Annotated in this window: 25 protein-coding genes; 15 read left to right on the forward strand and 10 right to left on the reverse strand. The window is 73.2% G+C overall.

The features are described 5' to 3' along the window. The first annotated feature begins 22 nt into the window (after positions 1-22). From HCC30_RS13410 to HCC30_RS13420, 3 genes are read left to right on the forward strand one after another with little or no spacing between them, the layout of a single operon-like run. Positions 23-349 (forward strand): 3-keto-5-aminohexanoate cleavage protein, encoded by a 327-nt coding sequence (locus HCC30_RS13410; protein WP_169442723.1) that lies wholly within the window; start codon positions 23-25, stop codon positions 347-349. Beyond that, complete coding sequence (locus HCC30_RS13415) at positions 336-1328, forward strand: 3-hydroxyacyl-CoA dehydrogenase NAD-binding domain-containing protein (protein WP_346776617.1); 993 nt, start codon at positions 336-338, stop codon at positions 1326-1328. Before HCC30_RS13410 ends, HCC30_RS13415 begins: the two co-directional genes overlap by 14 nt. 55 nt (positions 1329-1383) lie before the next feature. After that, positions 1384-1965 (forward strand): TetR/AcrR family transcriptional regulator, encoded by a 582-nt coding sequence (locus tag HCC30_RS13420; protein ID WP_169442724.1) that lies wholly within the window; start codon positions 1384-1386, stop codon positions 1963-1965. 62 nt (positions 1966-2027) lie between these two features. Here the strand turns inward: HCC30_RS13420 and HCC30_RS28260 are convergent, their stop codons facing one another. From HCC30_RS28260 to HCC30_RS13435, 4 genes are all read right to left on the reverse strand, one after another. Further along, positions 2028-2312 (reverse strand): SDR family NAD(P)-dependent oxidoreductase, encoded by a 285-nt coding sequence (locus HCC30_RS28260; protein ID WP_206323785.1) that lies wholly within the window; start codon positions 2310-2312, stop codon positions 2028-2030. Next, positions 2258-2479, reverse strand: coding sequence for a hypothetical protein (locus HCC30_RS28575; protein WP_346776618.1), 222 nt, complete (start codon positions 2477-2479; stop codon positions 2258-2260). Before HCC30_RS28575 ends, HCC30_RS28260 begins: the two co-directional genes overlap by 55 nt. A gap of 152 nt (positions 2480-2631) precedes the next feature. Beyond that, the gene (locus HCC30_RS13430; RefSeq protein WP_169442725.1) at positions 2632-4059 is read right to left on the reverse strand and encodes an MFS transporter; all 1428 of its coding nucleotides are present in this window, start codon (positions 4057-4059) and stop codon (positions 2632-2634) included. Next, positions 4056-5048: a nucleoside hydrolase gene (locus HCC30_RS13435; RefSeq protein ID WP_169442726.1), complete on the reverse strand. Its 993-nt coding sequence runs from the start codon at positions 5046-5048 to the stop codon at positions 4056-4058. Before HCC30_RS13435 ends, HCC30_RS13430 begins: the two co-directional genes overlap by 4 nt. Before the next feature lie 249 nt (positions 5049-5297). Here HCC30_RS13435 and HCC30_RS13440 point away from each other — a divergent pair, with 249 nt between their 5' ends. Then, positions 5298-6047 (forward strand): GntR family transcriptional regulator, encoded by a 750-nt coding sequence (locus HCC30_RS13440; RefSeq protein WP_169442727.1) that lies wholly within the window; start codon positions 5298-5300, stop codon positions 6045-6047. 104 nt (positions 6048-6151) lie between these two features. Continuing rightward, positions 6152-7243, forward strand: a complete 1092-nt coding sequence (locus HCC30_RS13445; RefSeq protein ID WP_169442728.1) for a thioester reductase domain-containing protein — start codon at positions 6152-6154, stop codon at positions 7241-7243. A 75-nt stretch (positions 7244-7318) separates the two neighbouring features. Here the strand turns inward: HCC30_RS13445 and HCC30_RS13450 are convergent, their stop codons facing one another. Next, positions 7319-7603, reverse strand: coding sequence for an EF-hand domain-containing protein (locus HCC30_RS13450; protein ID WP_169442729.1), 285 nt, complete (start codon positions 7601-7603; stop codon positions 7319-7321). A gap of 300 nt (positions 7604-7903) precedes the next feature. On the opposite strand from HCC30_RS13450, the gene HCC30_RS28995 reads away from it, so the two are divergent. The 7 genes from HCC30_RS28995 (at position 7904) to xdhC (ending at position 15556) form a co-directional block, all read left to right on the forward strand. Further along, positions 7904-8038: a hypothetical protein gene (locus HCC30_RS28995; protein ID WP_277347981.1), complete on the forward strand. Its 135-nt coding sequence runs from the start codon at positions 7904-7906 to the stop codon at positions 8036-8038. Positions 8039-8279: 241 nt separating this feature from the next. Then, positions 8280-8768 (forward strand): DUF3995 domain-containing protein, encoded by a 489-nt coding sequence (locus HCC30_RS13455; protein ID WP_169442730.1) that lies wholly within the window; start codon positions 8280-8282, stop codon positions 8766-8768. A gap of 62 nt (positions 8769-8830) precedes the next feature. Further along, complete coding sequence (locus HCC30_RS13460; protein ID WP_169442731.1) at positions 8831-9607, forward strand: SDR family oxidoreductase; 777 nt, start codon at positions 8831-8833, stop codon at positions 9605-9607. Positions 9608-9678: 71 nt separating this feature from the next. Then, complete coding sequence (locus HCC30_RS13465) at positions 9679-10422, forward strand: VOC family protein (protein ID WP_169442732.1); 744 nt, start codon at positions 9679-9681, stop codon at positions 10420-10422. Between the two features lie 451 nt (positions 10423-10873). After that, positions 10874-12379 carry an FAD binding domain-containing protein gene (locus tag HCC30_RS13470; RefSeq protein ID WP_169442733.1) on the forward strand — a complete coding sequence of 502 codons (1506 nt, stop codon included), beginning with the start codon at positions 10874-10876 and terminating at the stop codon, positions 12377-12379. Further along, positions 12376-14748 (forward strand): xanthine dehydrogenase molybdopterin binding subunit, encoded by a 2373-nt coding sequence (gene xdhB / locus HCC30_RS13475; protein WP_169442734.1) that lies wholly within the window; start codon positions 12376-12378, stop codon positions 14746-14748. The genes HCC30_RS13470 and xdhB overlap by 4 nt, the downstream gene beginning before the upstream one ends. A 1-nt stretch (position 14749) precedes the next feature. Continuing rightward, positions 14750-15556, forward strand: coding sequence for a xanthine dehydrogenase accessory protein XdhC (gene xdhC / locus HCC30_RS13480; RefSeq protein WP_206323787.1), 807 nt, complete (start codon positions 14750-14752; stop codon positions 15554-15556). 48 nt (positions 15557-15604) lie between these two features. Here xdhC and HCC30_RS13485 read toward each other — a convergent pair whose 3' ends face one another. Together HCC30_RS13485 and HCC30_RS13490 are read right to left on the reverse strand one after the other, a co-directional pair. Further along, positions 15605-15979: a VOC family protein gene (locus HCC30_RS13485; RefSeq protein ID WP_169442736.1), complete on the reverse strand. Its 375-nt coding sequence runs from the start codon at positions 15977-15979 to the stop codon at positions 15605-15607. A gap of 233 nt (positions 15980-16212) precedes the next feature. Next, positions 16213-16752, reverse strand: coding sequence for a putative immunity protein (locus HCC30_RS13490; RefSeq protein WP_169442737.1), 540 nt, complete (start codon positions 16750-16752; stop codon positions 16213-16215). Positions 16753-16851: 99 nt separating this feature from the next. On the opposite strand from HCC30_RS13490, the gene HCC30_RS13495 reads away from it, so the two are divergent. After that, on the forward strand, positions 16852-19581 hold the full coding sequence (locus HCC30_RS13495) for a hypothetical protein (RefSeq protein WP_169442738.1): 2730 nt from the start codon (positions 16852-16854) through the stop codon (positions 19579-19581). A gap of 84 nt (positions 19582-19665) precedes the next feature. Here HCC30_RS13495 and HCC30_RS13500 read toward each other — a convergent pair whose 3' ends face one another. The 3 genes from HCC30_RS13500 to HCC30_RS13510 form a co-directional block, all read right to left on the reverse strand. Beyond that, positions 19666-19995 (reverse strand): hypothetical protein, encoded by a 330-nt coding sequence (locus HCC30_RS13500; RefSeq protein ID WP_169442739.1) that lies wholly within the window; start codon positions 19993-19995, stop codon positions 19666-19668. A 131-nt stretch (positions 19996-20126) separates the two neighbouring features. Continuing rightward, positions 20127-21317 carry a serine hydrolase gene (locus HCC30_RS13505; protein WP_169442740.1) on the reverse strand — a complete coding sequence of 397 codons (1191 nt, stop codon included), beginning with the start codon at positions 21315-21317 and terminating at the stop codon, positions 20127-20129. A 103-nt stretch (positions 21318-21420) separates the two neighbouring features. After that, positions 21421-22053, reverse strand: a complete 633-nt coding sequence (locus HCC30_RS13510; protein ID WP_169442741.1) for a TetR/AcrR family transcriptional regulator — start codon at positions 22051-22053, stop codon at positions 21421-21423. 171 nt (positions 22054-22224) lie between these two features. Between HCC30_RS13510 and HCC30_RS13515 the strand changes: the two genes are divergently transcribed. Further along, positions 22225-23781 carry a long-chain fatty acid--CoA ligase gene (locus tag HCC30_RS13515; protein WP_169442742.1) on the forward strand — a complete coding sequence of 519 codons (1557 nt, stop codon included), beginning with the start codon at positions 22225-22227 and terminating at the stop codon, positions 23779-23781. A 42-nt stretch (positions 23782-23823) separates the two neighbouring features. Further along, the gene (locus tag HCC30_RS13520) at positions 23824-25011 is read left to right on the forward strand and encodes an acyl-CoA dehydrogenase family protein (RefSeq protein WP_169442743.1); all 1188 of its coding nucleotides are present in this window, start codon (positions 23824-23826) and stop codon (positions 25009-25011) included. Positions 25012-25026: the final 15 nt, after the last annotated feature.

Genomic DNA, 25026 nt, shown 5'->3' on the forward strand with positions numbered 1-25026 from the left:
AACCGAGTCGAGGTGAGCCCGTATGCCCGAGCCCGTCATCGTCACCTGCGCTCCGACCGGGGGCATCCACACGCCGACGATGTCCCCGTACCTGCCCGTCACGCCCGGGGAGACCGCCCGGGAGTCCGTCGCGGCCGCCGAGGCCGGCGCCGCCGTCATCCGTCGGCAACATCTCGACCGGTGGTGGGCCGGGCATGTCCCGCTCGGCCCGGGCGAACTGGCCGCGTCCGACGCCGCTCGGGTGCGGAAGATCCGCTCCGTCGTCGAGTCCCTCGGACGGACCGTGGTGACCCCCGGCGAAGCCCGTACCCGTCTCGGCCTGAAGGGAGCGGACCGTGTCGCGTTCTGAGCACCCCGTCGCACGGAACGGTCAACACCGAAGCGACCAGGGCGGTTTCGGCCGGGTGGCGAGTCTCGGGGGCGGGGTGATCGGGCGGAGCTGGACCGCGCTGTTCCTGGCCGCGGGGAAGTCCGTCGCCGTCTTCGACCCGGACCCGGAGGCCGAGGCGCGGGTGCGCCGGGCCGTCGAGGACGCCTGGCCCACGCTCACCCGGCTCGGGCTCACCGAGCACGGCGACCCGGACGGCCTGCACTTCTGCGCCGACCCGCGGCAGGCGGTCGAGGGCGCCGGCTTCGTGCAGGAGAGCGTCCCGGAACGGACCGCGCTCAAGCACGAGGTGTACGCGGCCGTCGAACCCGCGCTCGGCGACGGCACGGTGGTGGCCTCCTCGGCCTCCGGCCTGACGCTGACCGAGATGCAGCGGGGCTGGCGGGACCCGGCACGGTTCGTTCTCGGCCACCCGTTCAACCCGCCGCACCTCGTCCCGCTGGTCGAGGTGATGGGCAACGAGCGGACCGCGCCGGGTGTGGTGGACCGGGCCCGCGCGTTCTACGAGTCGGTCGGCAAGGTGACGATCGAGGTCCGGCGCGAGGTCCCCGGCCATGTCGCCAACCGGCTCCAGGCGGCGCTGTGGCGCGAGGCCATCCACCTCGTCAACGAGGGCGTGGCCGGCGTCGAGGACGTCGACACCGCCGTCTCGGCCGGACCGGGGCTCCGCTGGGCGACGACGGGCCCGACACAGCTGTTCCACCTCGGCGCGGGCGACGGCGGACTGGCGGCCTTCTGCGAACGCTACGCCGACAGCTTCAACCGCTGGTTCGACAGCCTGGGCCGGCCGCACCTGGACCGGGCCACGGCCGAACGGCTCGTGGCGGGCCTGCGCCCGATCAGCGAGGCACATTCGGTCGACGAACTGTCGCACCGGCGGGACGAGCTGATCACCGGCGTGCTCGCGCTCCTCCGGAACGGGCCGCGGTCACCGTCCTGAGCGGCGACCGTGGCCGCCGTGCCGCGCGTCTCCCGCAGCGGCTAGTCTCGGGCGGATGAGCGAAGGGAACGCGGAAGCCGGGAAGAAGACCGACCGGGAGGAGCGCATCCTCGACGCGGTCCTCGTTCTCCTGTCGCAGCACGGCATTTCGGGCATCAGCATGCGTGCGGTGTCCCGGGAGGCGGGCGTCTCGCTCGGGCTGGTCAACTACTACTACGACGACAAGGTCACCCTCATCGGCGCCGCGCTGCGCCGGATCGAGCGGGAGGACATGACCATGGTCGACCCGGACCCGGACAGGTCCCCCGAGCAGAACCTCCGGGCCGCCCTCCGCCGCGTCGCGCACGCCGAGTTCCTCACCACCGAGTACCTCTCGCTCCGGCTCCAGCTCTGGGCGCTCGCGCAGGCCCACCCGGACTTCGGGGAGATCAACACCGCGGCCCAGAAGCGCTACCGGGCGGCGATCGCCACGCTGATCCGCGCCGCCAGGCCGGACCTCTCGCGAGCCGAGTCGAACAAGCGGGCCGCCGACATCGACGTCGTCCAGAACGGCATGTGGCTCACCGCCCTGCTCGGCCTCGACCGCGCCGCCATCCGGCGCAGCGTGACCCGGTGCGAGGAGATCGCCTTCGGCTAGGGGGCCCGTTCCGCGAGGCGAACAGCCCTACGACAGCCCGGGGTTGAGCGGCGAGGCGGCGGTCAGGCCGCCGTCGACGGACCGGGACTCGTCGGAGGCCGGCCGGGCCACCGCGCCGGCGATGTCCTCCGGCTCGCCGACACGAAGGCCTTCGACGCGTTGTAGAGCGCCATCGAGGGGTCGGCGACCTTTCCGGACACGGAACCGATGTTGACGATCACCACGCCGTGTTCGGTCATCCGGGGCAGCACGGCCCGGCAGGTGTGGAACACACCGCGGCAGTTCACGCCCGTCACCGGGTCCCAGTACTCGTCGGTGGTGTCCGGGACGGTCTTCTCGACCTGCACCCCGCGTTGTTGACCAGCAACGAGACCGGGCCGAAGGCGCGTTCCGCCTCCGCGTCCGCGGCACGCGAGACGTCCGCCCGCACCCACCGGACCTCCTCCGCCAGATGGCCGGGACGCGCACCGCGGCCGCAGGCGAGGACGCGGGCCCCGTCGCGCCGCTCCGCCACGGCCCGCCCGATGCCACGGCCACCGCCGGTGACGACGGCTGGGTGCGGGGCGGAGGCGGTGCTTGTGGGTCATGGCGATCGCCGTCCCCTTCTGCTCGGGTGCGTGGTGAGGGGAGGTGCCGGGTGGGCCGGACCGGACGCCCCGGTCCGGTTCACGAAGTGACCTCCGCGTCCCGGGGTGTGGGGATGAGGTAGGAGGTGGCCCAGGCCGCGGCGACGACGAGCATGCCGACGGCGACGGCCGCCGTGTACCCGGCCGTCGAGGCGCTGCCCGGCGGGCTGCCCGCGACCTGGACGGGGGAGAGCAGGGCGAAGCTCAGTCCGGCGCCGAGGCCGAACGCCGCCGAGACCAGCCCGGGCAGGAAGCCGGGATGGTCGGCCGGGGCCAGGACGACGCCGAGCAGGTTGAGGACGATGTTCGCCATGCCCGCGTAGGTGACCCCGAGCAGCACCGTGCAGGCGATCAGCACCGGCGGCGAGTGCACCCCGGCGAAGGCCGTCACCGCGAGCACCGCCACGCTGCCCAGCAGGCCGCAGCGCAGCAGCCGCAGATAGCCGAACGTCGGCGCGAGCCGCCCGGTGAACGGCCCGACGAGCCAGCCCACCAGGGCGAACGGAGTGAGGAAGGCGAGCGAGGCGGTGCCCGCGCTCATGCCGAATCCGGCCTGCTCGTTCTGCACGAGGGACATCAGCACGCCGTTGACGACGGCGAAGACGCCGACGAGGGTGAGCAGCGTGGTCAGCAGCGGTGCCCAGGTGGCCCGCCGGCGCAGATCGCGGATGCGTACCAGGGGGTGCGGGCTGCGGCTCTCCACCCGCCGGAACAGTGCGAAGGCCGCGCCGGCGAGCACCAACAGCCCGGCGCACAGCGCCCAGTTCGCCGTCGCGGGATGCTTGGCCTCCTCGACGGCGACGAGCAGGGCCACCAGGCCCACCGCGATCGGCAGTACCCCGGGCCAGTCCATCGGGGTGCCGGCGGACGGGCGGGACTCCCGGCAGCAGAGGCCGACCAGCCCCAGCGCGAGCAGCGCGGACACGGCGATCACCCAGAAGATGCTGCGGAAGCCGTGGGCCCCGGCCAGCCAGCCCCCGGCCAGCGCGTCGATACCGGCCACCCCGCCGTTGACGGCCGTCACCACGCCCATCAGGGCGCCGAGCCGGCGGCGGTCGGTGACCTGCGCGCGCAGCATCAGCAGCGCGATCTGCACGACGGGACCGGTGACGCCCTGGACCACCCGGGCGAGGCCGAGCACCACGATGTTCGGCGCGAGCGCGGCGAGCACCGAGCCCGCCACGAGCACCGCGAGCATGCCCTGGAGCACCCGCTTGCGGCCCGCGATGTCGCTGAAGCGGGGCAGGAACAGCGAGAACATGCCGCACGAGGTGAAGAACAGGGTCTGCGACAGGCCCGTCGCCGCCTCGTCGGTACGCAACTCGCGCGCCATCGTGACCAGGGCGGGGCTGAGCATGCTGGCGTTGAGCTGGAAGGCCACGCAGGCCGCCAGCAAGGCGGCCAGCGCGGCGGCCGTACCGGACCGTGCGGGTGCCGCCGGCGAAGGGCGCGCGGGCGGGGCGCTCATCGGTCGGTCTCCGTCGCCCGCCCGGCCCCGGTCAGCCGCTCCACGAGCAGGTCACCGAAGGTGCCGTCGGTCTCCAGCACGACGGTGGCACCGGCGCCGTCCGTCTCCGGGTAACCGCGGTGGAGTCCGCGGGTGTCGGCGACGAGGGCGCCCCGCGCCGCTCCGTGCGCCGTGTCGACGGTGACGGGGAGGCGGGGCGCGAGCCGGGGGACGACCTCGCCGACGGCGATCGCGGCGGCCAGCGGGTCGTGGCAGGCGCAGCCGCGGAAGGGCAGGCAGGTCGTCTCGTGGAAGGTGAAGTAGCAGTCCAGGATCTCCCCGGCGAGCCGGCCGGCCGGTGTGCCGGAGCCGAGCAGCCGCCGCCGGTGCTCCTCGGTCAGGTTCTCCCGCATCGTCACGTCGAGCGGGACGAGGGTGAGGTCGAAGCCGGCCGCCAGCACGGCCGCCGCGGCCTCCGGATCGTGGCCGATGTTGGCCTCGGCGACGGGGGAGATGTTGCCCGGGTGGTGCACGGCGCCGCCCATCACCGTGACGTGGCGGACGAGTTGGGGCAGCCGCGGCTCCTCGTGGAGGGCCAGGGCGAGATTGGTGAGCGGGGCCGTGGCGAGGATGTCGAGCGCGCCGTGGGCTGCGCGCGCGGTCTCGACGATCAGGTCGACGGCCGGGCGCGGGTCCGGCTCGGCGGCGGGTGCGGGCAGCGCGACGCCGCCGAGCCCGCCCTCGCCGTGCACGGTGCTGACCTCGTCGTGTGCGGCGCCCGACAGCGCGGCCTCGGCGCCGGCGGCCACCGGTACGTCCGTGCGTCCGACGGTCTCCAGCACCTGGAGGGTGTTGAGCGCGGCGCGTTCGGCGCCGGTGTTCCCGGCGACGGTGGTGACGGCGCGCAGGTCGGTGCCGGGGGTGAGGCAGAGGTAGAGCAGCGCGAGGGCGTCGTCGATGCCGGTGTCGCAGTCCATCAGCAGCGGTCGGCGGGCAGGGGGAAGGGGCATGGGGCTCTCACAGGTGGCTGGGGTGCGGGCGCGGCGGCAGGGCGTACCCGCGGGCCGGCACCGTCCGGAAGTTTGTCTGACAAAGTTGGCCGCGAGGCTAGCCCCGGCCGCACGCGCGCACAAGGGGTCGCACCGCGCCGACGGCCCTTAAGAGAGCAGAAGTTGCCCGCAGGTGACTGCGGGTGAAGAGCCCGTACTACGCTGGGGGTGCCGGACCGAATGAGTCAGACAAAGAGAACGGGAACCGCGATGCCTCGCCAGGGAAACCGCCGCCACTCGCCCCGCGTCGAGCTGTACCAGCGCCTCGTGGCCGCGATCGACGACGGCACCTTCCCGCCCGGCGCGCGGTTGCCCCCCGAGCCCGAACTGGCCACCCGTCTCGGCGTGAGCCGGCCCGCGCTGCGCGAGGTGCTGATCCTCCTCCAGGAGGACGGCGTCATCAGCCGCCGGCGGGGCGCGGGCAGCACCGTCAACCAGTCGCCGCCCGCGCCTGGCCTCGAACACCTGCTGCCTGTCGAGGAGTTGCTGGGTCCGTCCGGTGTCCGCTGCCGGCGGCTCGCCGAGGAGGACGAGGAGCCCACCGACTTTTCGGGGCACCATCTGCGGCTGGCACCCTCGGCCCGCACCCGCTTCTGGGAGACGGCCGTCGACACCGACGGCGCGACGGCCTGCTTCGCGCACGAATGGTCAGCGGACCCGGCCGTCCTGAACACCGTCGAACCGGCCCTCACCGGGGCACTCGCTCCCGCACCGGACGAGGCCGCCACCACCATGCTCGCCGCCTTCCTCACCGCGGCGCCCGGACTGCCGCTCCACGCCCGCAGCACGATGGGCGCCACCGTCCTCGGCAAGGAACGCGGCCACGCCGTCGCCCGCCCGCCCGAGACCCCCGCCCTCCTCCTCACCCAGACCGTCTCGGCCTCCGGGCAGCCCCTGTTGGCCGCCAAATACCTCTTCCCTGGCGGCTCCCCGCTCCTCCGGATGTCGCACCGGAGGTGACCTCGACAGCCGCCTGCCGTCCGGACGTTGCGCGTGGTGTGGCCCCACATCCCCCGGGGCAGCTCTCCTCCCGTACAGGGGCGGCACAGGGCGGGAGGCGCGGTATGGCGGTGCTGGTGACCGGGGGCACGGGGTTCGTGGGGTCGCGGCTGTGCGCGGAGCTGTTGCGGCGTACCGACGGGGCGGTGATCTGTCTGGTGCGGGCCGAGGGCGAGGCGGGGGCCGGGCGGCGGATGCGGGAGGCGCTGGCCGGCGTCGACGGGGAAGCGGCCGCCTCGCCGCGGTTACGGGCCGTGCCGGCGGACCTGCTGGCCGACCGGTTCGGCCTGGCGGAGGACGCCTACCGGCGGCTGGCGGACGAGGCCGGCGCCGTCTACCACTGCGGGGCCTCGGTCCATCTGGCCGCGTCCTACGAGCGGGTGGCCCCGGTCAATCTCGGCGGGACCCGGCGGGTGGTCGATTTCTGCGCCACGGGCAGGCCCAAGCACCTGCACCACGTCTCGACCCTGGGGGTGTTCCTCGCCGCACGTGAGGCGGGGCTGCCGCGGGTCGACGAGTCGACCGTGCCCACGCTCCGCACCTGCGGCCCCTTCGGCTATCTGCGTACCAAGGTCGAGGCCGAACGGATGGTGGCGGAGAGCGGCGTCGCCGCGTCCTTCTACCGGCCCGGCATGATCCTGGCCGACTCACGGGACGGGGCCGCGCCCGCGAACGACGTCACCACCTGTCTCATCGCCGCGGCCGTCGTCACCGGCTGCTACCCGACCGCGCTGGGCGCGCTGCCGGCCTCGACCGTCGACCACACCGCGCAGGCGATCGCCGCACTGTCCCTGGCGCCGGAGGCCACCGGGAGCGTCTTCCATGTCATGCGGCCCGAACCGCTGCCCATGCGGGAGCTGTTCGAGCGGGCGGTCGGGTACGGATTCCGCCTGCGCGAGGTCTCCGCCGGGCAGTGGCGCGAAGCGCTGCACGCGCACCGCGACAACCCGTGGGCCAGGGCGGCGCACGCCCTGGACATCTGCGCCCGCATCCTCGGCTTCACCCCCGTCCGCCGCCCGCCCGAGGTACGGGGCGACGCCACCGCGCTCGCCATGGCGGCGGCAGGCGTACGGGCGCCGGACACGGGGTCCGCGTACTTCCACCGCCTGCTGTCCCGTCTGGAGCGGGACCACGGCACGACCCTCGCCGGCGGCTGACACCGGAGCCCGCCGGACACGGCAGGGCGGCGCCGTCCGGCCACGACGGCCGGGCGACGCCGCCCTGATGGTGCGCTACTTCGTCCGCGCGCCGTTGACGAACTCCTTCTTGGACATCTCCCCGTCCTTGTTGGTGTCCACCTTCGAGAACGCCTTGTGGACATCGGACTTGGAGACACCCTGCGCCTGACCGGCGGCGAGCAGCTCCTGCTCGTTGATGGTGCCGCTGTTGTCCTTGTCGATCTGGTGGAAGGTGGGCGGGGAGCCGCCCTGGCCGGTCGCGGCGAGGGCGCTGCCCGTGGCGCCGAGAACCCCGGCCGCCGCGAGGACGGTGGCGAGTACGGCGGTGCGCTTGTGCATCTCAACTCCTATCGGCCCCCGCCACGGGCGGAGGCGGGACAAGTACGTCTTGTTCCCCCGTTCGGGCACCAAACGTAATCGATACACCACTGTCCGTCACGCAGGGGGTCCGGGACGAGGTCGCCCGGCGCATCTGTCACCGCGTGAGGCATTCCATGACTCCTTCGTGGGAATTCGCGCTTTCCTCGGAACGGCATGCGGATCCCCAACTGTAGGATTCCGGGCGGGAATTGCGTCGAACGGGCCGGAATCCGGGCCCGATCCGATCCCCCGCGTGCCCCCCCACGAACAGGAAAACCCATGCGTATTCCTCTCGCGCGCCGTCTCGCCGCCATGGCCTTCGCGCTCCCCCTCTTCTCCGCGGGCGGAGTCGCCTTCACCGCGACCCGGTCAACCGCCGCTCCGGGCCCCGCCGGTGCCGCCCAGATCGACTGAAACTCCTGCTCCAGGCGCCTCCAGCGGCACGTCCGACACCGGGATCTTCCTCGCGGACCGGAGACCGACAACGACCGGGGCGACGGCCCCGGCGACGGCACCGTCACGGAGTACGGCTGCCGGCCGGTCCGACAACACGGCGGCAGGAAACCCCGGTTGAGTGAAACCCGGGAATTGAGCCGCCGGTGAACAGGGAACGGGAATTCCTCCCGGCCCTTCCCTTTCTTGGCATGATTCCGGGGTGACTTCTCAGCCGCCCTCCCGCACCGCCTCCTGGCCCGGTTACGCCGCCTTCGCGCTGGGCCTGTTGTACGCCGCCGTCAGCGCGTACTGGGCGGCGGGCGGTACGGCCGGACTCGACTCCGTCGGCGGCGGGCCGGCCCGGCTGACCCGGGACCGCGACCCGGGCATGGTCGCCGTGCTCTGGGTGACCGTCGGGCTCAAGCTCCTCGCCGCGCTGCCGGGACTGGCCCTCGCACGGCGACGGTGGTGGCTGCCGCGCCGTCCGCTGCTCGTCCTCGCGGGGATCGCCGCCGCCGTACTCGCCGTGTACGGCGGGGTGTTGACCGGTGTGCAGGCCCTGGTGAAGGCGGGCGTCGTGGAGTCCTCGGGGCAGACGGACCGGACGGCCTTCCACGGTCACCTGTTCCTCTGGGACCCGTGGTTCCTCGTCTGGGGCCTGCTGCTGGGCCTGGCCGTGTACCGCGAGGTGCGGTCGGGGAGCCGCTAGCGCCCCACGTACCCCCGGAAGTTCGCCTACCCTCGGTTGCCACCGGGAGAGCGGAGTCGAACATGCGGTTGGCGGAGAGAGTCGCCCTGGTCCATGGCGCGGGCGGATCGGTGGGAGGCGCCGTCGCGAGGGCTTTTGCCGCCGAGGGCGCGGTGGTCCACCTGACCGGGCGCACCGCGGAGAAGGTCGCCGCGACGGAGCGGGAGATCAGGCGACGTGGCGGGCGCGCCCGGTCGTACGAGGTGGACGTCACCGACGCCGAGGCGGTGCGGCGCCGTACCGAGGAGGTCCTCGCGGAGGAGGGCCGGGTCGACATCCTCCACAACGCCGTCACCTACGAGGAGGTCCAGGGCGCCGCCCTGCACACGCTGGAACCCGAGGCCGTCGAGCGCACCCTGGTCACCGCGACCCGCGCGCACCTGAACACGGTCCGGGCCGTGGTGCCCGCGATGACCGGTCAGGGCTCCGGCGTGATCCAGACGACCGTGGGGTTCGGGCCGCCGTACCCGCTGATGGGCTCGACCGCGATCGCGTGGCACACCGTGGAGGCCCTCTACCGCCAGTTCGCCGTCGAACTCGGCGAGTTCGGCATCCGGGTGCAGAGGTTCCGGACCGGCGGCTACCGCGAGTCGGTCCTGAATGCCCCTGACTACGGCAGCAGTTACGCGGGCGACAGCACCCCCGAAGATCTGCTCGCCGGCCTCGAAGCCGGGACGCCTCTCCACCGCCTGCCCTCGCTCGACGAGGCCGGCGCGTACGCCGTCTTCGCCGCGAGCCCCGACGCGGCCTCGCTCACCGCGACGGCCTTCAACCTCACCGCCGGAGCCGTCCCGGACTGACCGTCACCACGGCCCGCGGGCTTCGGGAAAACCCGGTGACCCCGGAAGGGGGGCTGCGTAGGATCCCCGGCATGACTATGCGGCTGGTTCAGATTGCGATGAACGCCCGGGACGACGCCGAGCTCGGCCGGTTCTGGGCGGCGGCCCTCGACTGGGAGTCCTCCGTCGAGGAACCCGGCATCGTCACCAACCTCGAACCCAAGGGCTTCAGCTATCCCGATGCCTCCGCCGTGGTCATCGACGTCATCACCGTCGACGACCCCAAGACGGTGAAGAACCGCGTGCACGTCGATCTCGCCACCACCTCGGCCGAGCATCACGCGCAGCTGGTCGCACGGCTGACGGAACTCGGCGCGACGCCCGTCGACATCGGCCAGGGCGACGTCCCGTGGACGGTGCTGGCCGACCCGGACGGCAACGAGTTCTGCGTGGCGGAGCCCCGCGAGGACCACCGGGACACCGGCCCCATTGCCGCCGTCGTGGCCGACTGCGCCGACCCGCGGGCCATGGCCCGGTTCTGGGACGAGGCGATGGACTGGACGCTGCACTCGGTCACCGACGAGGAGGCGGTGCTGCGCTCCGCCCAGGGCGTCGGCCCGTACCTCCGGCTCGTCCGCACGCCCGACGTGAAGACGGTGAAGAACCGCGTCCATCTCGACCTGCGGCCCTACCGGGGCGGCGACCGGGCGGCGGAGGCGGAACGGGTGCGGGGCCTCGGCGCCGCCGACATCGACCTCGGGCAGGGCGACGAGGTGCCCTGGACCTGCCTCGTCGACCCGGAGGGCAACGAGTTCGACATCCTCACCCCGGCCTGACACCGGGCCCGGTCACGCGTCACCACCGGGCGGCGCTCCCCACGCGGCAACGCGGGGGGAGCGCCGCCTTCCGCTTGCCCCGGACTCTTGACCTTGGGATCCCCGCCGAACTACGTTGCGTCACACGCCCGACCCACGACGACCGGAAGGAGGCGACCGGCGGATGTACACCTGCTCTGATCTGAGTCGCCTCGCCCGCAGTACGGTCTGGGTCCCGGGGCGGATCGCGCACGGCAGCTGACGCCGTCGCACGGCTGCCGAGCAGGCCGTGCCGATGCGCCCGCCGCGGCGCACTCCCGGGGTTTCCCCCGGCCTCCCGTCTTCCCTTTTTCCTTCCGGCACGCCGCTGCCGCGTGCCCTCGCGCGCCCCTCATCGCGACGCGGCGCGCCGGAAATCACAGAAAGCTGCCCGAAATTGGCGAACAAGCCGCCTGAAATCGATGAATGTGACGTGTCGGCACCGTCCGACGGCGTACCGGAACGCGGGCCCGGCACGGTAGGCGCGCGGATCACGGTCAACGGCGAGGAGACCCCGCTCGCCCCCGCCGCGCCGCACACCACGACGCTGGACTTCCTGCGCGAGCGCGGCCTCACCGGCACCAAGGAGGGCTGCGCCGAGGGGGAGTGCGGCGCCTGCTCGGTGCTGGTGGCCCGCCCCGGCGTGGACAAGCCCACCGACTGGGTGGCGGTCAACGCCTGTCTCGTCCCGGCCGCCGCGCTCGACGGCCAGGAGATCGTCACCTCGGAGGGCCTCGCCACTCCCGGTGCGGCGGGCGGGACGCCCGAACTGCACCCGGTGCAGGAGGAGATGGCCGTCCGCGGCGGCTCCCAGTGCGGGTACTGCACGCCCGGGTTCGTCTGCAGCATGGCCGCCGAGTACTACCGCCCCGGCCGCTGCGCGCACGCGGCCGACGGCACGGAGCCCGACGCCGAGCACGGTCCGAACGGATTCGACCTGCACGCGCTCAGCGGGAACCTGTGCCGCTGCACCGGGTACCGCCCGATCCGCGACGCGGCGTTCGCCGTCGGCGCGCCCGCCGACGAGGACCCGCTGGCCCGGCGGCGCGAGCAGGCCCCGCCCGGGCCCGTCAGCACCGAGTACGCCCGCGACGGGGCCACGTTCCTGCGGCGGAGCAGCCTGGCCGCGACGCTGGAGCTGCTGCGCGAGCGCCCGGACGCGGTGGTCGTCGCCGGCTCCACCGACTGGGGTGTGGAGGTCAACATCCGCTCCCGCAGGGCTGGTTGCGTCGTCGCCGTCGACCGGCTGCCCGAACTGCGGGAGCTGCGGACCGGTCCCGACGCCGTCGAGATCGGCGCCGCGCTGACGCTCACCGAGATCGAACGCCGCCTCGACGGCGAGGTCCCGCTGCTGGCGGAACTCTTCCCGCAGTTCGCCTCCCGGCTCATCCGCAACGGCGCGACCCTCGGCGGCAATCTCGGCACCGGCTCCCCGATCGGGGACAGCCCGCCGGTGCTGCTCGCGCTGGAGGCGTCGGTGGTGCTCGCCGGCGCCGACGGGGAGCGCGAGGTCCCGCTCGCCGAGTACTTCACCGGGTACCGGCAGAGCGTGCGCCGCCCCGGCGAGCTGATCCGCGCGGTGCGCATCCCGCGCCCGCTGTCGCGGGTCACGGCCTTCCACAAGATCGCCAAGCGGCGCTTCGACGACATCTCCAGCGTCGCCGTCGCGCTCGCGCTCGACATCGAGGACGGGGTCGTCCGCAAGGCGCGCATCGGCCTCGGCGGCGTCGCCGCCACCCCGATCCGCGCCCTCGTCGCCGAGGCGGCGCTGGAGGGCAGGCCGTGGACGGCGGACACCGCCGAAGCCGCGGCGCGGGAACTCCGCGCCGCGGGCACGCCGATGGACGATCACCGGGCCAGCGCCGCGTACCGCTCCGAGATGCTCGGCCAGAGCCTGCTGAAGCTGTACGCGCAGACCACCGAGGCGGTGTCTTCATGAGCCAGTTGTCCGAGCGTCCCGAGAAGTCCGTGGTCGGCCTGCCGATGCCGCACGAGAGCGCGGCCCAGCACGTCACCGGCGCCGCGCTCTACACCGACGACCTCGTCCACCGCACCAAGGACGTGCTGCACGCCCACCCCGTCCAGGTCATGAAGGCGCACGGCCGGATCACCGCGCTGCGCACCGCGCCCGCGCTCGAAGTGCCGGGCGTGGTCCGGGTGCTGACCGGCGCCGACGTGCCCGGCGTCAACGACGCGGGGATGAAGCACGACGAACCGCTCTTCCCCGACGAGGTCAGCTTCCACGGCCACGCCGTCGCCTGGGTGCTCGCCGAGACCCCGGAGGCGGCCAGGATCGGCGCCGAGGCCGTCGAGGTCGAACTCGACGAGCTGCCCTCCGTGATCACGCTCCCCGAGGCGATCGCCGCCGACAGCTTCCACGGCGCCCGCCCCGTCATGGTCACCGGCGACGTGGACGCGGGCTTCGCCGACGCGGCGCACGTCTTCACCGGCGAGTTCCTCTTCTCCGACCAGGAGCACTTCTACCTGGAGACGCACGCCGCGCTGGCGCAGATCGACGAGGCCGGGCAGGTGTTCGTCCAGAGCAGCACCCAGCACCCCTCGGAGACCCAGGAGATCGTCGCGCACGTCCTCGGCCTGCACAGCCACGAGGTGACCGTGCAGTGCCTGCGGATGGGCGGCGGCTTCGGCGGCAAGGAGATGCAGCCGCACGGCTTCGCCGCCGTCGCCGCGCTCGGCGCCCGGCTCACGGGCCGACCGGTACGGCTGCGCCTGAACCGCACCCAGGACCTGACCATGTCCGGCAAGCGGCACGGCTTCCACGCCGAGTGGCGGATCGGCTTCGACGCCGACGGCCGCATCCGCGCCCTGGACGCCACCCTCACCGCGGACGGCGGCTGGAGCCTCGACCTGTCCGAACCGGTGCTGGCCCGCGCGCTGTGCCACATCGACAACACCTACTGGATTCCCAACGCGCGCATCGCGGGCCGCATCGCCCGCACGAACAAGACCTCCAACACCGCCTTCCGCGGCTTCGGCGGGCCCCAGGGCATGCTGGTGATCGAGGACATCATGGGCCGCTGCGCCCCGCTGCTCGGACTGGACCCGGCGGAGCTGCGGGAGCGCAACTTCTACGGGCCGGGCCAGTCGACGCCGTACGGGATGTCGGTCGGCCAGCCCGAACGGATCGCCGCCGTCTGGCAGCAGGTCCGGGAGAACGGTGAACTCGCCGTACGCAGGCGGGAGATCGACGCGTTCAACGCCGCGCACCCGCACACCAAGCGGGCGCTCGCGCTGACCGGCGTCAAGTTCGGCATCTCCTTCAACCTCACCGCCTTCAACCAGGGCGGCGCGCTGGTGCTGATCTACAAGGACGGCTCGGTCCTGATCAACCACGGCGGCACCGAGATGGGCCAGGGCCTGCACACCAAGATGCTCCAGGTGGCCGCGACCACCCTGGGCATCCCGCTGCACAAGGTGCGGCTCGCCCCGACGCGCACCGACAAGGTGCCCAACACCTCGGCCACCGCGGCCAGTTCCGGCGCCGACCTGAACGGCGCCGCGGTGAAGAACGCCTGCGAGCAGCTGCGCGAGCGGCTGTCCCAGGTGGCCGCCACCCACCTCGGCGCGAACGCCTCGGACGTGCGCATCGTCGAGGGCGTGGCACGCGCCCTGGGCAGCGAGGCGGAGCTGGGCTGGGACGAGCTGGTGCGCACCGCGTACTTCCAGCGGGTGCAGCTCTCGGCGGCCGGTTTCTACCGGACCGAGGGGCTGCACTGGGACGCGAAGTCCTTCCGCGGCTCGCCGTTCAAGTACTTCGCCATCGGCGCCGCGGCCGCCGAGGTCGAGGTGGACGGCTTCACCGGCGCGTACCGCCTCCGCCGGGTCGACATCGTGCACGACGTGGGCGACAGCCTCTCCCCGATGATCGACATCGGCCAGGTCGAGGGCGGCTTCGTGCAGGGCGCGGGCTGGCTGACCCTGGAGGACCTGCGCTGGGACACCGGCGAAGGGCCGCACCGCGGCCGCCTGCTCACCCAGGCGGCGAGCACCTACAAGCTGCCGAGCTTCTCCGAGATGCCCGAGGAGTTCAACGTCACGCTGCTGGAGAACGCCACCGAGGAGGGCGCGGTGTACGGCTCCAAGGCGGTGGGCGAGCCACCGCTGATGCTGGCGTTCTCCGTGCGCGAGGCACTGCGGCAGGCCGCCGCCGCGTTCGGCCCCGCGGGGGTGAGCGTCGAACTGGCCTCCCCGGCGACGCCGGAGGCGGTGTACTGGGCGATCCGGTCGGCGCGCGAGCGTGCCGTGCAGGACGCGCCCCGGGCCGTGGAAGCGCTCAGCGGTGCCTGACATGACGTGGGTCGCCGCGGTCGCGCGGTTGCGGGCACGCCGGGAGCCCGGCGTGCTGGTGACCGTCGCGGCCGTGCGCGGCCACGCCCCGCGCGACGCCGGCGCGAAACTCGTGGTGGGCCGTACCGAGGCGTGGGGCTCGATCGGCGGCGGCAACGTGGAGGCCGTGGCCATCGACCGGGCCAGGGAACTGATCGCCGCCTCCGGCGCCGGACCGGAACTGATGGACTTCGCGCTGAACGACAAGGTGACCAACCAGCACGGCGTGCAGTGCTGCGGCGGCACGGTCTCGGTCCTGCTCGAACCCCTCGCGGTGGTACGGGCCGTGGCGGTCTTCGGCGTCGGGCACGTCGGGCTGGAACTGGCGCGCATCCTGGCCCGCCAGGACCTGGACCTCCATCTGGTCGACACCCGCGCCGACCTCCTCACCGGGGAGCGGCTCGGCGTGCTCGACGACGCGGTGGCGCAGGTGCACGTGCACCACACACCGCTGCTGCCCGAGGAGGTGCTGGCGCAGCTGCCGCCCGGCACCCACGTCCTGATCATGACCCACGACCATGCCGAGGACGCCGCGCTCTGCGACGCCGCACTGCGCACCACCGGCCTCGGCTCCGTCGGGCTGATCGGCTCGGCGGCGAAGTGGGCCCGGTTCCGCAAGCGCCTGGCCACCGAGGGCGGCCACGACGAGGCCGTCATCGACCGGATCAAGACCCCGATCGGCCTCGCCGAGATCACCGCCAAGGACCCGGCGGCCATCGCCGTCAGCGTCGCCGCCGACCTGCTCCGCACCTTCGAGGAGGAGGGCTGAGGGGGAGAGCCGGGCCAGGCGGCCGGAAGGGCCGCCTGGCCTCCCCGCCTACAGATACGGCCGGGTGATCAGCTCGATGAAGTGGCCGGCGGGGTCCTTGAAGTACACGCCCCGCCCGCCGTGGCCGTGGTTGATCTCGCCGGGGCGGCGCATCTGCGGATCGGCCCAGTGCTCGACGCCCCGGTCGCACAGGCGCCGGTACGCGCGGTCGAACAGCTCGTCGTCGAGCAGGAACGCGTAGTGCTGCATCTGGATCTCCACCGGCGGTTCGGCGAACTGCAGCAGCACGCCGTCGGCGAGCTGGACGTTGGTGAACACGCCCCAGGAGGGCGCCTCGGAGAGCTCCAGCAGCTCCCGGAAGAACAGCGCCGATTCCGCACGGTCCTCGGCGGCGATGATGGTGTGGTTGAACGTGGCTGTCATACGGCTGACCTCGTGTGTCGCTCGGCACGGAAGGGGACTCGCGGGGTGCGCGAGCGCCGGGAGGTCCGCGTGCCGAGGGGCGGGGGAGCGTTCTCCGCCCCCGCCGTGCGATCAGCCGCCCACCGGGTTGCCGATCCGTGCGTGGCGTGTCGCCGGTCCGGTGTTCACACCGGTGACCCTACGGCACCGGCCCGGGGGCCACAACGGAATTGCGGGCCAACCGGCCCCGTACGTCAGTGAGTTGCGCGCAGCGCGGCGTCCAGGGCGCTCATCAGCCGGGCGACGCGGCTCCGGCTCTGCGGGGCGAGGGGGTACCGGGACAGCACGGCGGCCAGCTCCGGTGTGGCCCGCCGCCGGGCCTGTTCGACGAGCCGGTCACCGACCGCGGGATCGCCGCCCGCGCGCAGTTCGCCGATGCGGGCGGCACTCGCGGCGGCCCGCAGGATGTGCCCGACCTGGGTGGCCCGCGCGATCGGGTGCAGATACGCGGCGGAGGCGGCGTCCCCGGCCGACCGCGCCGCGAGCCCGGCCACCTCACCGCCCGCCTCCCGCGCGGCCCGGTGCGCCTCCAGCGAGGCCGTGCGCTGCAACGTCGTCCGCCGCGCGCCGTGCACGAACTCCCAGGCCGCGTCGAGGGCCGCACGCGGGCGCGGGTCCCCGGGCACGGCCTCCTCGAACACCGGCAGGACCTCCTGGGCGCTCTCGGCCGCGAAGCGGGCCACGGTGCGCAGCTCGTCCATGGTCAGCTCGAAATCACCGGAGACCGTACTCATGGCCCCGATCCTGCCACCGACGCCCCCGGCGCTGTCGGTACCCGCCGCTAGACTCCCCAACTCCAGTGTTCACGACGGGGGTTGCGCGGAGCTTTGACCATGGATCAGCTCGGGGGCGGCGGACGGGGCGACGGCACGGAGCGCCCGGAGGCGGAGAGCGGGGAGACGACCAGGACCGAAGCGGAGCATCCCGAGCTGGGCCGCCTGCTGCGCACGTACCGTCCGGCGCGCCGCGGCCCCGCCCGGCACGCGCTGAACGTGCTCGCCCTGCTGCCCTTCTCGTTCCTGCTCCTGATCGCGGCGCTGGTCCTCCGCGAGGTCTTCGGGGTGCAGAGCTTCCTCGCGGCCGGAGCGCTGTCCGGCCTGGTGCTGCTGGCCCCGTCCGTGATCCGGATGCGACGGCACCGGAAACGGGCCCTGGGGATGCGGCTGTACGAGCACGGGCTGCTCCTCGTCGCGGCCGACGGCTCGGACGTCGTCCACCCCTGGGCGTCCACCACGCTCTTCGCGGACGGCTGGAACCGCTACAAACTGGCCACCCCCGAGGGCCTGGTGAGCACCATCGGGGCGGCGCACCGCACGCCCCTGGCCGGCGGCGAGCGGATACCCGGCCTGCGCACCCGCACGGTGGTCCGGGGCGCCCGCTTCCCCGAGGAGGCGGAGTGGGGCCCGGCGATCCGGCGGGGAGTGCGGGACGCGCAGCTGCCCTCGGCGCTCGCGACGGTCCGGGACGGCGGCGAGGTCACCTTCGGCGATCTGGTGGTGAGCCGGGAGCGGCTGAGGGTGCGGCGCCCTCGCGGCCGGGACGACTTCACCCCGTGGGCGGACGTCGACTCCGTCGGGCTCGGCAGGGACGGCTGGATCGAGATCACCTCGCGGAGCGGCGACTTCCCGTCGGCGTGCCTCAGGTCGCCGTACCACCTGCCCGGTGCCGACGTCTTCCTCGCCCTCGCCCACCACCTCCACGAGGGGCGCGAGGCGGGGGAGCGGCCTGCCTCCAACACCCCGGATTCCGAGGACACTTCGAGCCTCGTCTCCCTCTATGTCGCCTTCGGCATCGGCGCCTGCGCGGCCTGGCGGATGGGGACGGGGGTCGAGATCGAGGACGGCTGGGACGTCCTGCTGGCGGCCCTCGTCGCGGTCCTGTCCGGAGGCATCGGCTCGGCCCTCGGGCTGGGCGTGGCCGCCGGGGTCGACATGGCGCGCGAGCTGCTCGTCGGGACGGTGCGGCGCTGGTACCGGCACCGCCGGTACCTGGCGGCCGGCGCCCTGGTGCTCGGCGCGGGCGGCCCGCTGCTGGCGCTCCTCGTCCACCTGTTCCGCGAATTCCCCGACCGGTTCGTCCCGTTGGCGGCGCTGCTCTTCTTCGGCGGCTGGACGCTGCGGCTCGCGATCCGGCGGTGCGAGGGCGCCGAGCGCCGCCTCGTGCGCCACCTCCCCGACCTGCCCGGCATCGCCCTCTTCGCCCTGGCGGCCCAGCAGCTCCTCTCGGGGGACGTGCTCACCACGGGCCTGGTCGCCGGGCTGTTCTTCCCGCTCGCCGCCTGGCTGTCCTGGCACGGCTGGCGGACCATGAAGGACGCGCCGCGCCCCTCGCTCAAGGCGGCCGCCGACCTCGTCCTCGCCGTCGAACTCGGCGTACTCCTCGTCCTGTTCACGGTGTGGCTGGCCAATCTGCTCACCCTCTCCCCGTCCCAGGTCGACGCCGTACGCGCGGTGTGGACGGCGCTCCAGGGCCTCACTGAGGTGGACTGGCAGTACTGGCTGGCGGCGTACACCGCGCTGGCCCTCGGCAGTTACGCGGTGCTGCGGTGGCCCGAGCGGACGGAGCGGCTCAGGCAGCGGCTCCGTCCGGCCCGCCTCGGCGAGGCCCGGCTGCCGCTGGGCGCCCTGGTCAACTTCGCCCGCCGGTTCGCCACCGGCCTCAACGTCGGCCTGATGGTGGCGCTGCTGTTCGCCGTCTCGCTGGTCCCCGTGTCCGAGGGGGTGTGGCGGAAACCGGTGGCCGAACGGTACGCGCTGGAGACGCAGCGCCGGCAGCACGCCGAGGGCGCGGAGGCCGCGTACGAGGAGATCCGCGAGCACGTCACGGCGCACCCGGCGGCCGCGGCACGGCTGCGCGCCGTGGTGGAGTCCGTCGACCGGACGGCCCCTTCCGAGCCGGGCGAGCCCGTGAACCCGGCGGCGCTGGAGACGGCCCGCCAGATGGGCCGCTTCCAGGCCGGCACCCTCGACGTCGAGGAGCCGGACGCGCCGGAGCCGGAGCCCGAGACATCGGAGGACGGCCTCGGCGGGGAGCTGGAACAGCTCGACGAGGGCCAGGAGCGCACCGCCGAACGGGAGCAACGGGCCGACCGCTTCGCCGAGTTGGCCTCGCTGGCCGTCACCCGCACCTTCGACATCCCCGACCTGGGCGACAACGGTGCCGTGCAGATCCTCAAGGAGTACTTCGGCGGCCTCGTCGAGGACGGCCCGGTGAAGCGGCTCTTCCTCCGCTGGGCCCAGCGCACGGGCCCCACCCCGCCGGACACCCCGCCCCCGCCCGACGGCGAACGGCTCGTCCGGATCGACGTCGGACGCCTGGCCGACGAGGCGTACACCGGCACACGCGGCGCCGTGGAGCGCGCCGGCGCCGACCGCGTCGACTTCATCCTCCGCTTCGGCCTCGGCGCCACCACCGGGACCCCCTCCATGGCGGAGATCGCCGAACTGGCCAACCAGCACCGCTACCTGCGCCACGGCACCGGCACCTGCTCCGGCTGTGTCCACCCCGACCGGGGCGGCGGCGCCGGCCCGGACGGCGGAGGCGGCGGAGGCCGCCGGGGCTGATCCGCGGGCCGCCGCGCGGGTCGGGTGGCTGTACGCGCTCCGCACGCGGCGGCGCCGTGGGGTGTCCTCAGCCGGGGACGGCGCTCACGAGACGGTCAGCTTCTCGTAGCGGAACGTGACCACCTGCTGGGGCGAGTCGCCGGGCGGGTTCTGCACTTTGGTGACCACGGGAAGGTCCATCGTGTAGGTCTTGTACGGCGCGCCCTCGTGGAGAAGGACGAGGGCGACATGGGTGAACTTCAGCCCCTTGATCCAGTTGTCGAAGATCTCGGAGTGCTCCTTGCCGCGCACCACCGTCGCGGTCCTGCCCTCCGTGTCCAGGCTGACGACCTCGCTCAGCCTTTCGGCCTCCTGGCCGCCGATGTTGATGACGATGCCGCCGTCTGACGACGGAATGCCCGGGTCGATGGACATGTCGATCCCCCCCTGTGTGGTCGGTCGTTTCGCAAGCTGACGACGCCGATACTTCCGGGCCGCCGTGGCGATCTTGTCCCGGCCGTGTCACCTCCCTGCTACGGCCGCCTCCCGTCCGCCGGACGCCGCCCTCACCCCCGCAGATGCGTCCCCATCCGCAAGAACGCCTGGAGCAGCGGCGGTTGGGAGACCGCTGGGGAGACGACCTGGGAGGCGTAGTGCACGACGACCAGGTCGAGGCCGGGGGAGACGAAGAGGCGCTGGCCGTGGATGCCGCTGGCCAGGAAGGAGCCGTAGGGGTCGTTCGGTATCCACCACAGGTCGTGGTACGAGAGGGTGGCGGGCGCGTCGGCCGGTGCCGCGGGGAAGCGGACGCGGCGCGGGCAGCAGTCGGGGACGCCGGAGACGATCGTGGAGGCCACGGCCTCGGGGACGATCTGACGGTCACCGAGCGCGCCGCCGAGCCGGATCATCTCGCCGAACCTCGCCAGGTCGCGCGCCGTGGAGCTGAATCCGCCCGAGGCGGCCTCGTTGCCGTCCGCGTCGAGCAGGTAGTACGCGTCCTCCTCGGCGCCGATCCGGGACCAGATCATCTCGGACAGCAGCGCCGAGGTGGTGGTGCCGGAGACCCGCCGCAGCACCTCGGCGAGCGCCTCGACGTTCCCGTTCTCGTACCGGAACCCGCCGCCGGGATCGCCCGTCGCGCGTGCGGTGGCGAGGTGTTCGCGGATGGTCGCGGGACCGGTGTAGCCGTAGGGGCGCAGGCGCGGCGCGAGGACGGCGAAGTAGCGCTGCGCCTCCAGCGCCTTGTCGTACGGGCGGCCCGCGTAGCTCATCCGGGTGCCCATGTGCAGCAGGTGGTCCACCCGCGCCTCGCCGAAGGCGGTCCCGGCGAGCTCGGGGACGTAGGTGGTGACGCGGGCGCCGCGGTCGAGCCGGCCCTCGTGGGCGAGGACGGCCGCGACGAGGCCGAGGTAGGACTTGGCGGCCGAGGCGTTGAAGTGCGGGGCCCGGGGCTGGAATCCGTGCAGGTACTGCTCGTGGACGAGCCTGCCGCGGTGCAGCACGAGGAGGGCGTCGGTCTCGGCCTCGGCGAGCAGTTCGGGGAGCGTGAGCCGCTGCCCGTGCGCCCCGTCGAAGGTGAGCGCGTCGAGCCCGCCGTCCCGGGGGCCGCCGGGCAGCGGCGACGGGACGCCGGGGCCCCGCCAGACGCGACGGCTGGGGAGCAGTTCCCGGCCCGAAGTCGTGTGCCACCGTGCCCAGTCGGGGTCGGTGTAGCCGCGTGCCCAGAAGAGGTCGGCCAGGGGAGGCGTACCGGTCATGTTCGCTCCGCTCGTGATCGCTGTCGCCACTGAGCGCGAAACCATACGCGATGTTCAGTAATTCGACCACGGCGGGTGACCGGCCCCGGGAGGGCCCCGGCGCTCAGGGGGCGAGGTCGAGGGCCCCGGGGGCGTCGGACGGGGTGAGGCCGGTGGCCCAGACGCGGCCGTAGACGGACAGGTCGCGCAGGTGGGCCGTGACCTCGGTGGCGCTGTACCCGGTGTCGTTCTCGACCCACCAGGTGAGCAGGCCGATGAGTTCGCCGGTCCAGGCGCGCGCGACGATGTCGAGCGGAATCCTGGGCGTGACGCCGAGTTCCCCGGTGCGCGCGCGGAACGCGGCCTCCGCGTGCCGGCAGGTGAGGTCGGTGAACTCGCGCAGCGCGCGCCCGTCGCCCTCGCCCCGCAGGATCACCCGGTACACGTCCCGCTCCTGCTCGGCGTGCTCGAAGATGTACTTCACCGGCAGCCCCGTGAAGCCCTCGGTGTGGGCCTGGCGCACCGCGGGCAGCAGGCGTTCGCGGTCCTCGGCGAGGTCCCGCACGACGCCGATCAGCAGGTCCTCCTTGTCGCGGTAGTGCGCGTAGAAGGTGGCGCGGCTCACGTCGGCGCGTTCGGTGATCTCCTCGACGGTGACCGTCTGGAACCCCTTGTCCAGGGCGAGTTCGACCAGGGCCCGGCGCAGTGCGGCCCGCGTCCTGCGTACCCGGCGGTCTCCGGCCGGCTTCGTCTCCACGTCGGTTCCCTCGTTCTCGTGCTCTCCGGACCCCTCGGTCCGTCCGGCTCCTCCGGGCCGTTGACCCGAGCCTAACGCTGCCTTTACGTTGCCGGACATCATGCTTGGTACTGAACACATTGTTCAGTAACTGTTGAGCAGGGAACCACCCCTCAGGGAACGGGAGTTGTGATGAATCTCGGGCGGTACGTGCGCCGGACAGCAGGCCACCAACCCGATGCCGAGGCCGTGGTCTGCGGACCCGTCCGGCTCACCTACGCGGAACTCGACGACCACAGCGACCGCCTCGCCGTCGCCCTGCGCCGCCTGGGCCTGGACCGGGGCGACCGCGTCGCCACCCTCGCCGCCAACCGCGCCGAACTGGTCGTCACCGAAGTCGCCCTCTACAAGGCCGGGCTGGCCCGCGCCCCGATCAACGCGCGGCTCGGCACCGCGGAGGTCCGGCAGCTGCTCACCGAGTCGGACGCCAGGGTCCTGCTCGCCGACGCGGCCCACCTCGACGCCGTCCGCGACGCCATACCCGGCACCGGCGTGCGGACGGTCCTCGGCTACGACGGCCCGAGCGACCTCGGCCCCGGCTACCGGGAGACCCTCGCCGCCACCGAGCCCGAACCCGTGGCGGCCGACTGCGCCGAGTCCGACATCGCCGTACTGCACTTCACCTCCGGCTCCACCGGCAGGCTCAAGGCGGCGGTGCAGACCTACGGCAACCGGACGGCGCTGCTGCGCAAGACCGTGATGAGCGCCGCCACCCGGGTCGGCCCCGGCGACCGGCAGATCCTCGCGGGCCCCGTCACGCACGCCTCCGGCATGCCGCTGATGGGCATCTTCTTCGCGGGCGGCTGCGCCGTCGTCCTCCCGCGCTGGGACGCCGCCGAGTTCCTCGCGACCGTCCAACGCGAGCGCGCCACCCACGCGTTCGTCGTCCCGACGATGGTCAACACCGTCCTGGCACTGCCCACGGCACGGGAGTATGACCTGAGCAGCCTGCGCCAGCTCACCTACGGGGCCGCGCCCATGTCCCCGGCCCGCATCCGCGCCGCCTGGGACCTGTTCGGCCCGGTGCTCTCCCAGGGCTTCGGCTGCGGCGAGACCACCTCGGGCGTGCTCTTCCTCACCACCGAGGACCACCGGCGGGCCATCGAGAACGGGGACGAGGAACTGCTGCTCTCCTGCGGCCGCCCGCTCGCCGAGGCCGAGGTGCGGATCGTCGACGACGGCGGCACACCCGTCCCGGACGGCGAGATCGGCGAGATCGCCGTCCGCGGCCCCGACGTCGTCCCCGGCTACCACGACGCGCCCGCGCTCACGGCCGAGTCCTTCCACGACGGCTGGTTCCGCACCGGAGACCTGGCCCGTCGCCGCTCCGACGGCTACGTGTTCATCGTCGACCGCAAGAAGGACATGATCATCTCCGGCGGGTTCAACATCTACGCCGTCGAGGTCGAGTCCGTACTGCACCAGCACCCCGGGGTGTACGAGGCCGCCGTCGTCGGCGTCCCCGACGAGCGCTGGGGCGAGGCCGTGCACGCCGTCGTCGTCCCCCGCGAGGGCGCCGCGCTGGACGCGCCCGGGCTGACCGCCTTCTGTGCCGAACGGCTCGCCCGGATGAAGAAGCCCCGCTCCGTCGAGTTCACCGACGCGCTCCCGCACAACCCCAACGGCAAGATCGACCGCCGCGCCCTCCGCGAGCCGTACTGGGCCGGCGCCGAGCGCCGCGTCCACTGACCCGCGCGCACACCACACCCACAGGAAACAGGAACCCCGACCATGCCCTACACCCTCGAACCCTCCTACGACGACAACCCCCGCCTCCAGGAACTCGTCGGCCGGCTGCGCACCTACCTCACCGACGAGCTGCTGCCCTACGAACAGGAGCACGGCATCACCGCCGAGAGCGCGCTCGACCGGCCCACGCTGGAGCACGTCTGGAAGCGCAGCGCCGAACTCGGCTTCTACGGCATCAGCCTGCCGCCCGAACTCGGCGGACAGGGACTGAACTTCACCGAACTGTGCGCCCTGAAGGAGGAACTCACCGCCTCCGGCGCAGCGCTGTCCCACTCGGTACTGGGCGACATGGGCGGCCCGCTGCGCGTCGGCGCGGTCGTCAAGTACGCCACCGCGTACCAATTGGAGCGCTACCTGATGCCCGTCGTACGCGGGGAACTCGCCTGCTGCTTCTCGATCACCGAACAGGACGCGGGCTCCGACGTCCGGCGGATGCGCACCACCGCCACCCGGGACGGCGACAGCTACGTCCTCGACGGGCACAAGGTCTTCTCCTCCGCCGCGCCCTTCGCCGACTTCGCGATCGTCGTCGCGCGCATGGCCGGTACGGGCACGGACGGCGGGGAGGAGGAGGCGTACAGCGCGTTCCTCGTCGACCTCGACACCCCCGGATGCCGCGTCCTGGAGGGCGAAGTGCCCATGTCCGGGCAGCGGATGGAGGGCGATCTGGTCTTCGAGAACTGCCGGATCCCGGCCGCGAATCTGCTCGGCGAGGCCGGCCAGGGCCTGCGCATCGGCATCGGCCGGATCACCCTCAACCGGCTGCTGCACTGCCCCTCCCTGATCGGCGCCGCGCGACGCTCCTGGGACCTGTCCGTCGCCTGGTCCAAGAGCCGCGTCGCCTTCGGCCGGCCGCTGCTCGCCCTCCAGTCGGTGCAGCACAAACTCGCCGACATGGCCACCGAGTTGTACGCGGCCCGCTCCATGGTGCAGGCCACCGCGGCGCGGGCCGACCGGGGCGAGAACATCGCCGTCGAGGCCAACATGTGCAAGCTCTTCACCTCCGAGAGCTGCTTCCGCGTCGCCGACGAGGCCGTACAGCTGCACGGCAAGGCGGGGCTGACCCAGGGCCACGAGGTCGAGCGGATCTTCCGCACCCTGCGCATGTTCCGGATCGTCACCGGCACCACCGAGATCCACAAGAACGCCATCGCCAAGGCCCTCGTCTAGCCGGTCCGCGTCACG

Origin of the sequence: Streptomyces sp. HNM0574 (genome assembly GCF_012726235.1) — a bacterium.
Lineage (GTDB): Bacteria > Actinomycetota > Actinomycetes > Streptomycetales > Streptomycetaceae > Streptomyces.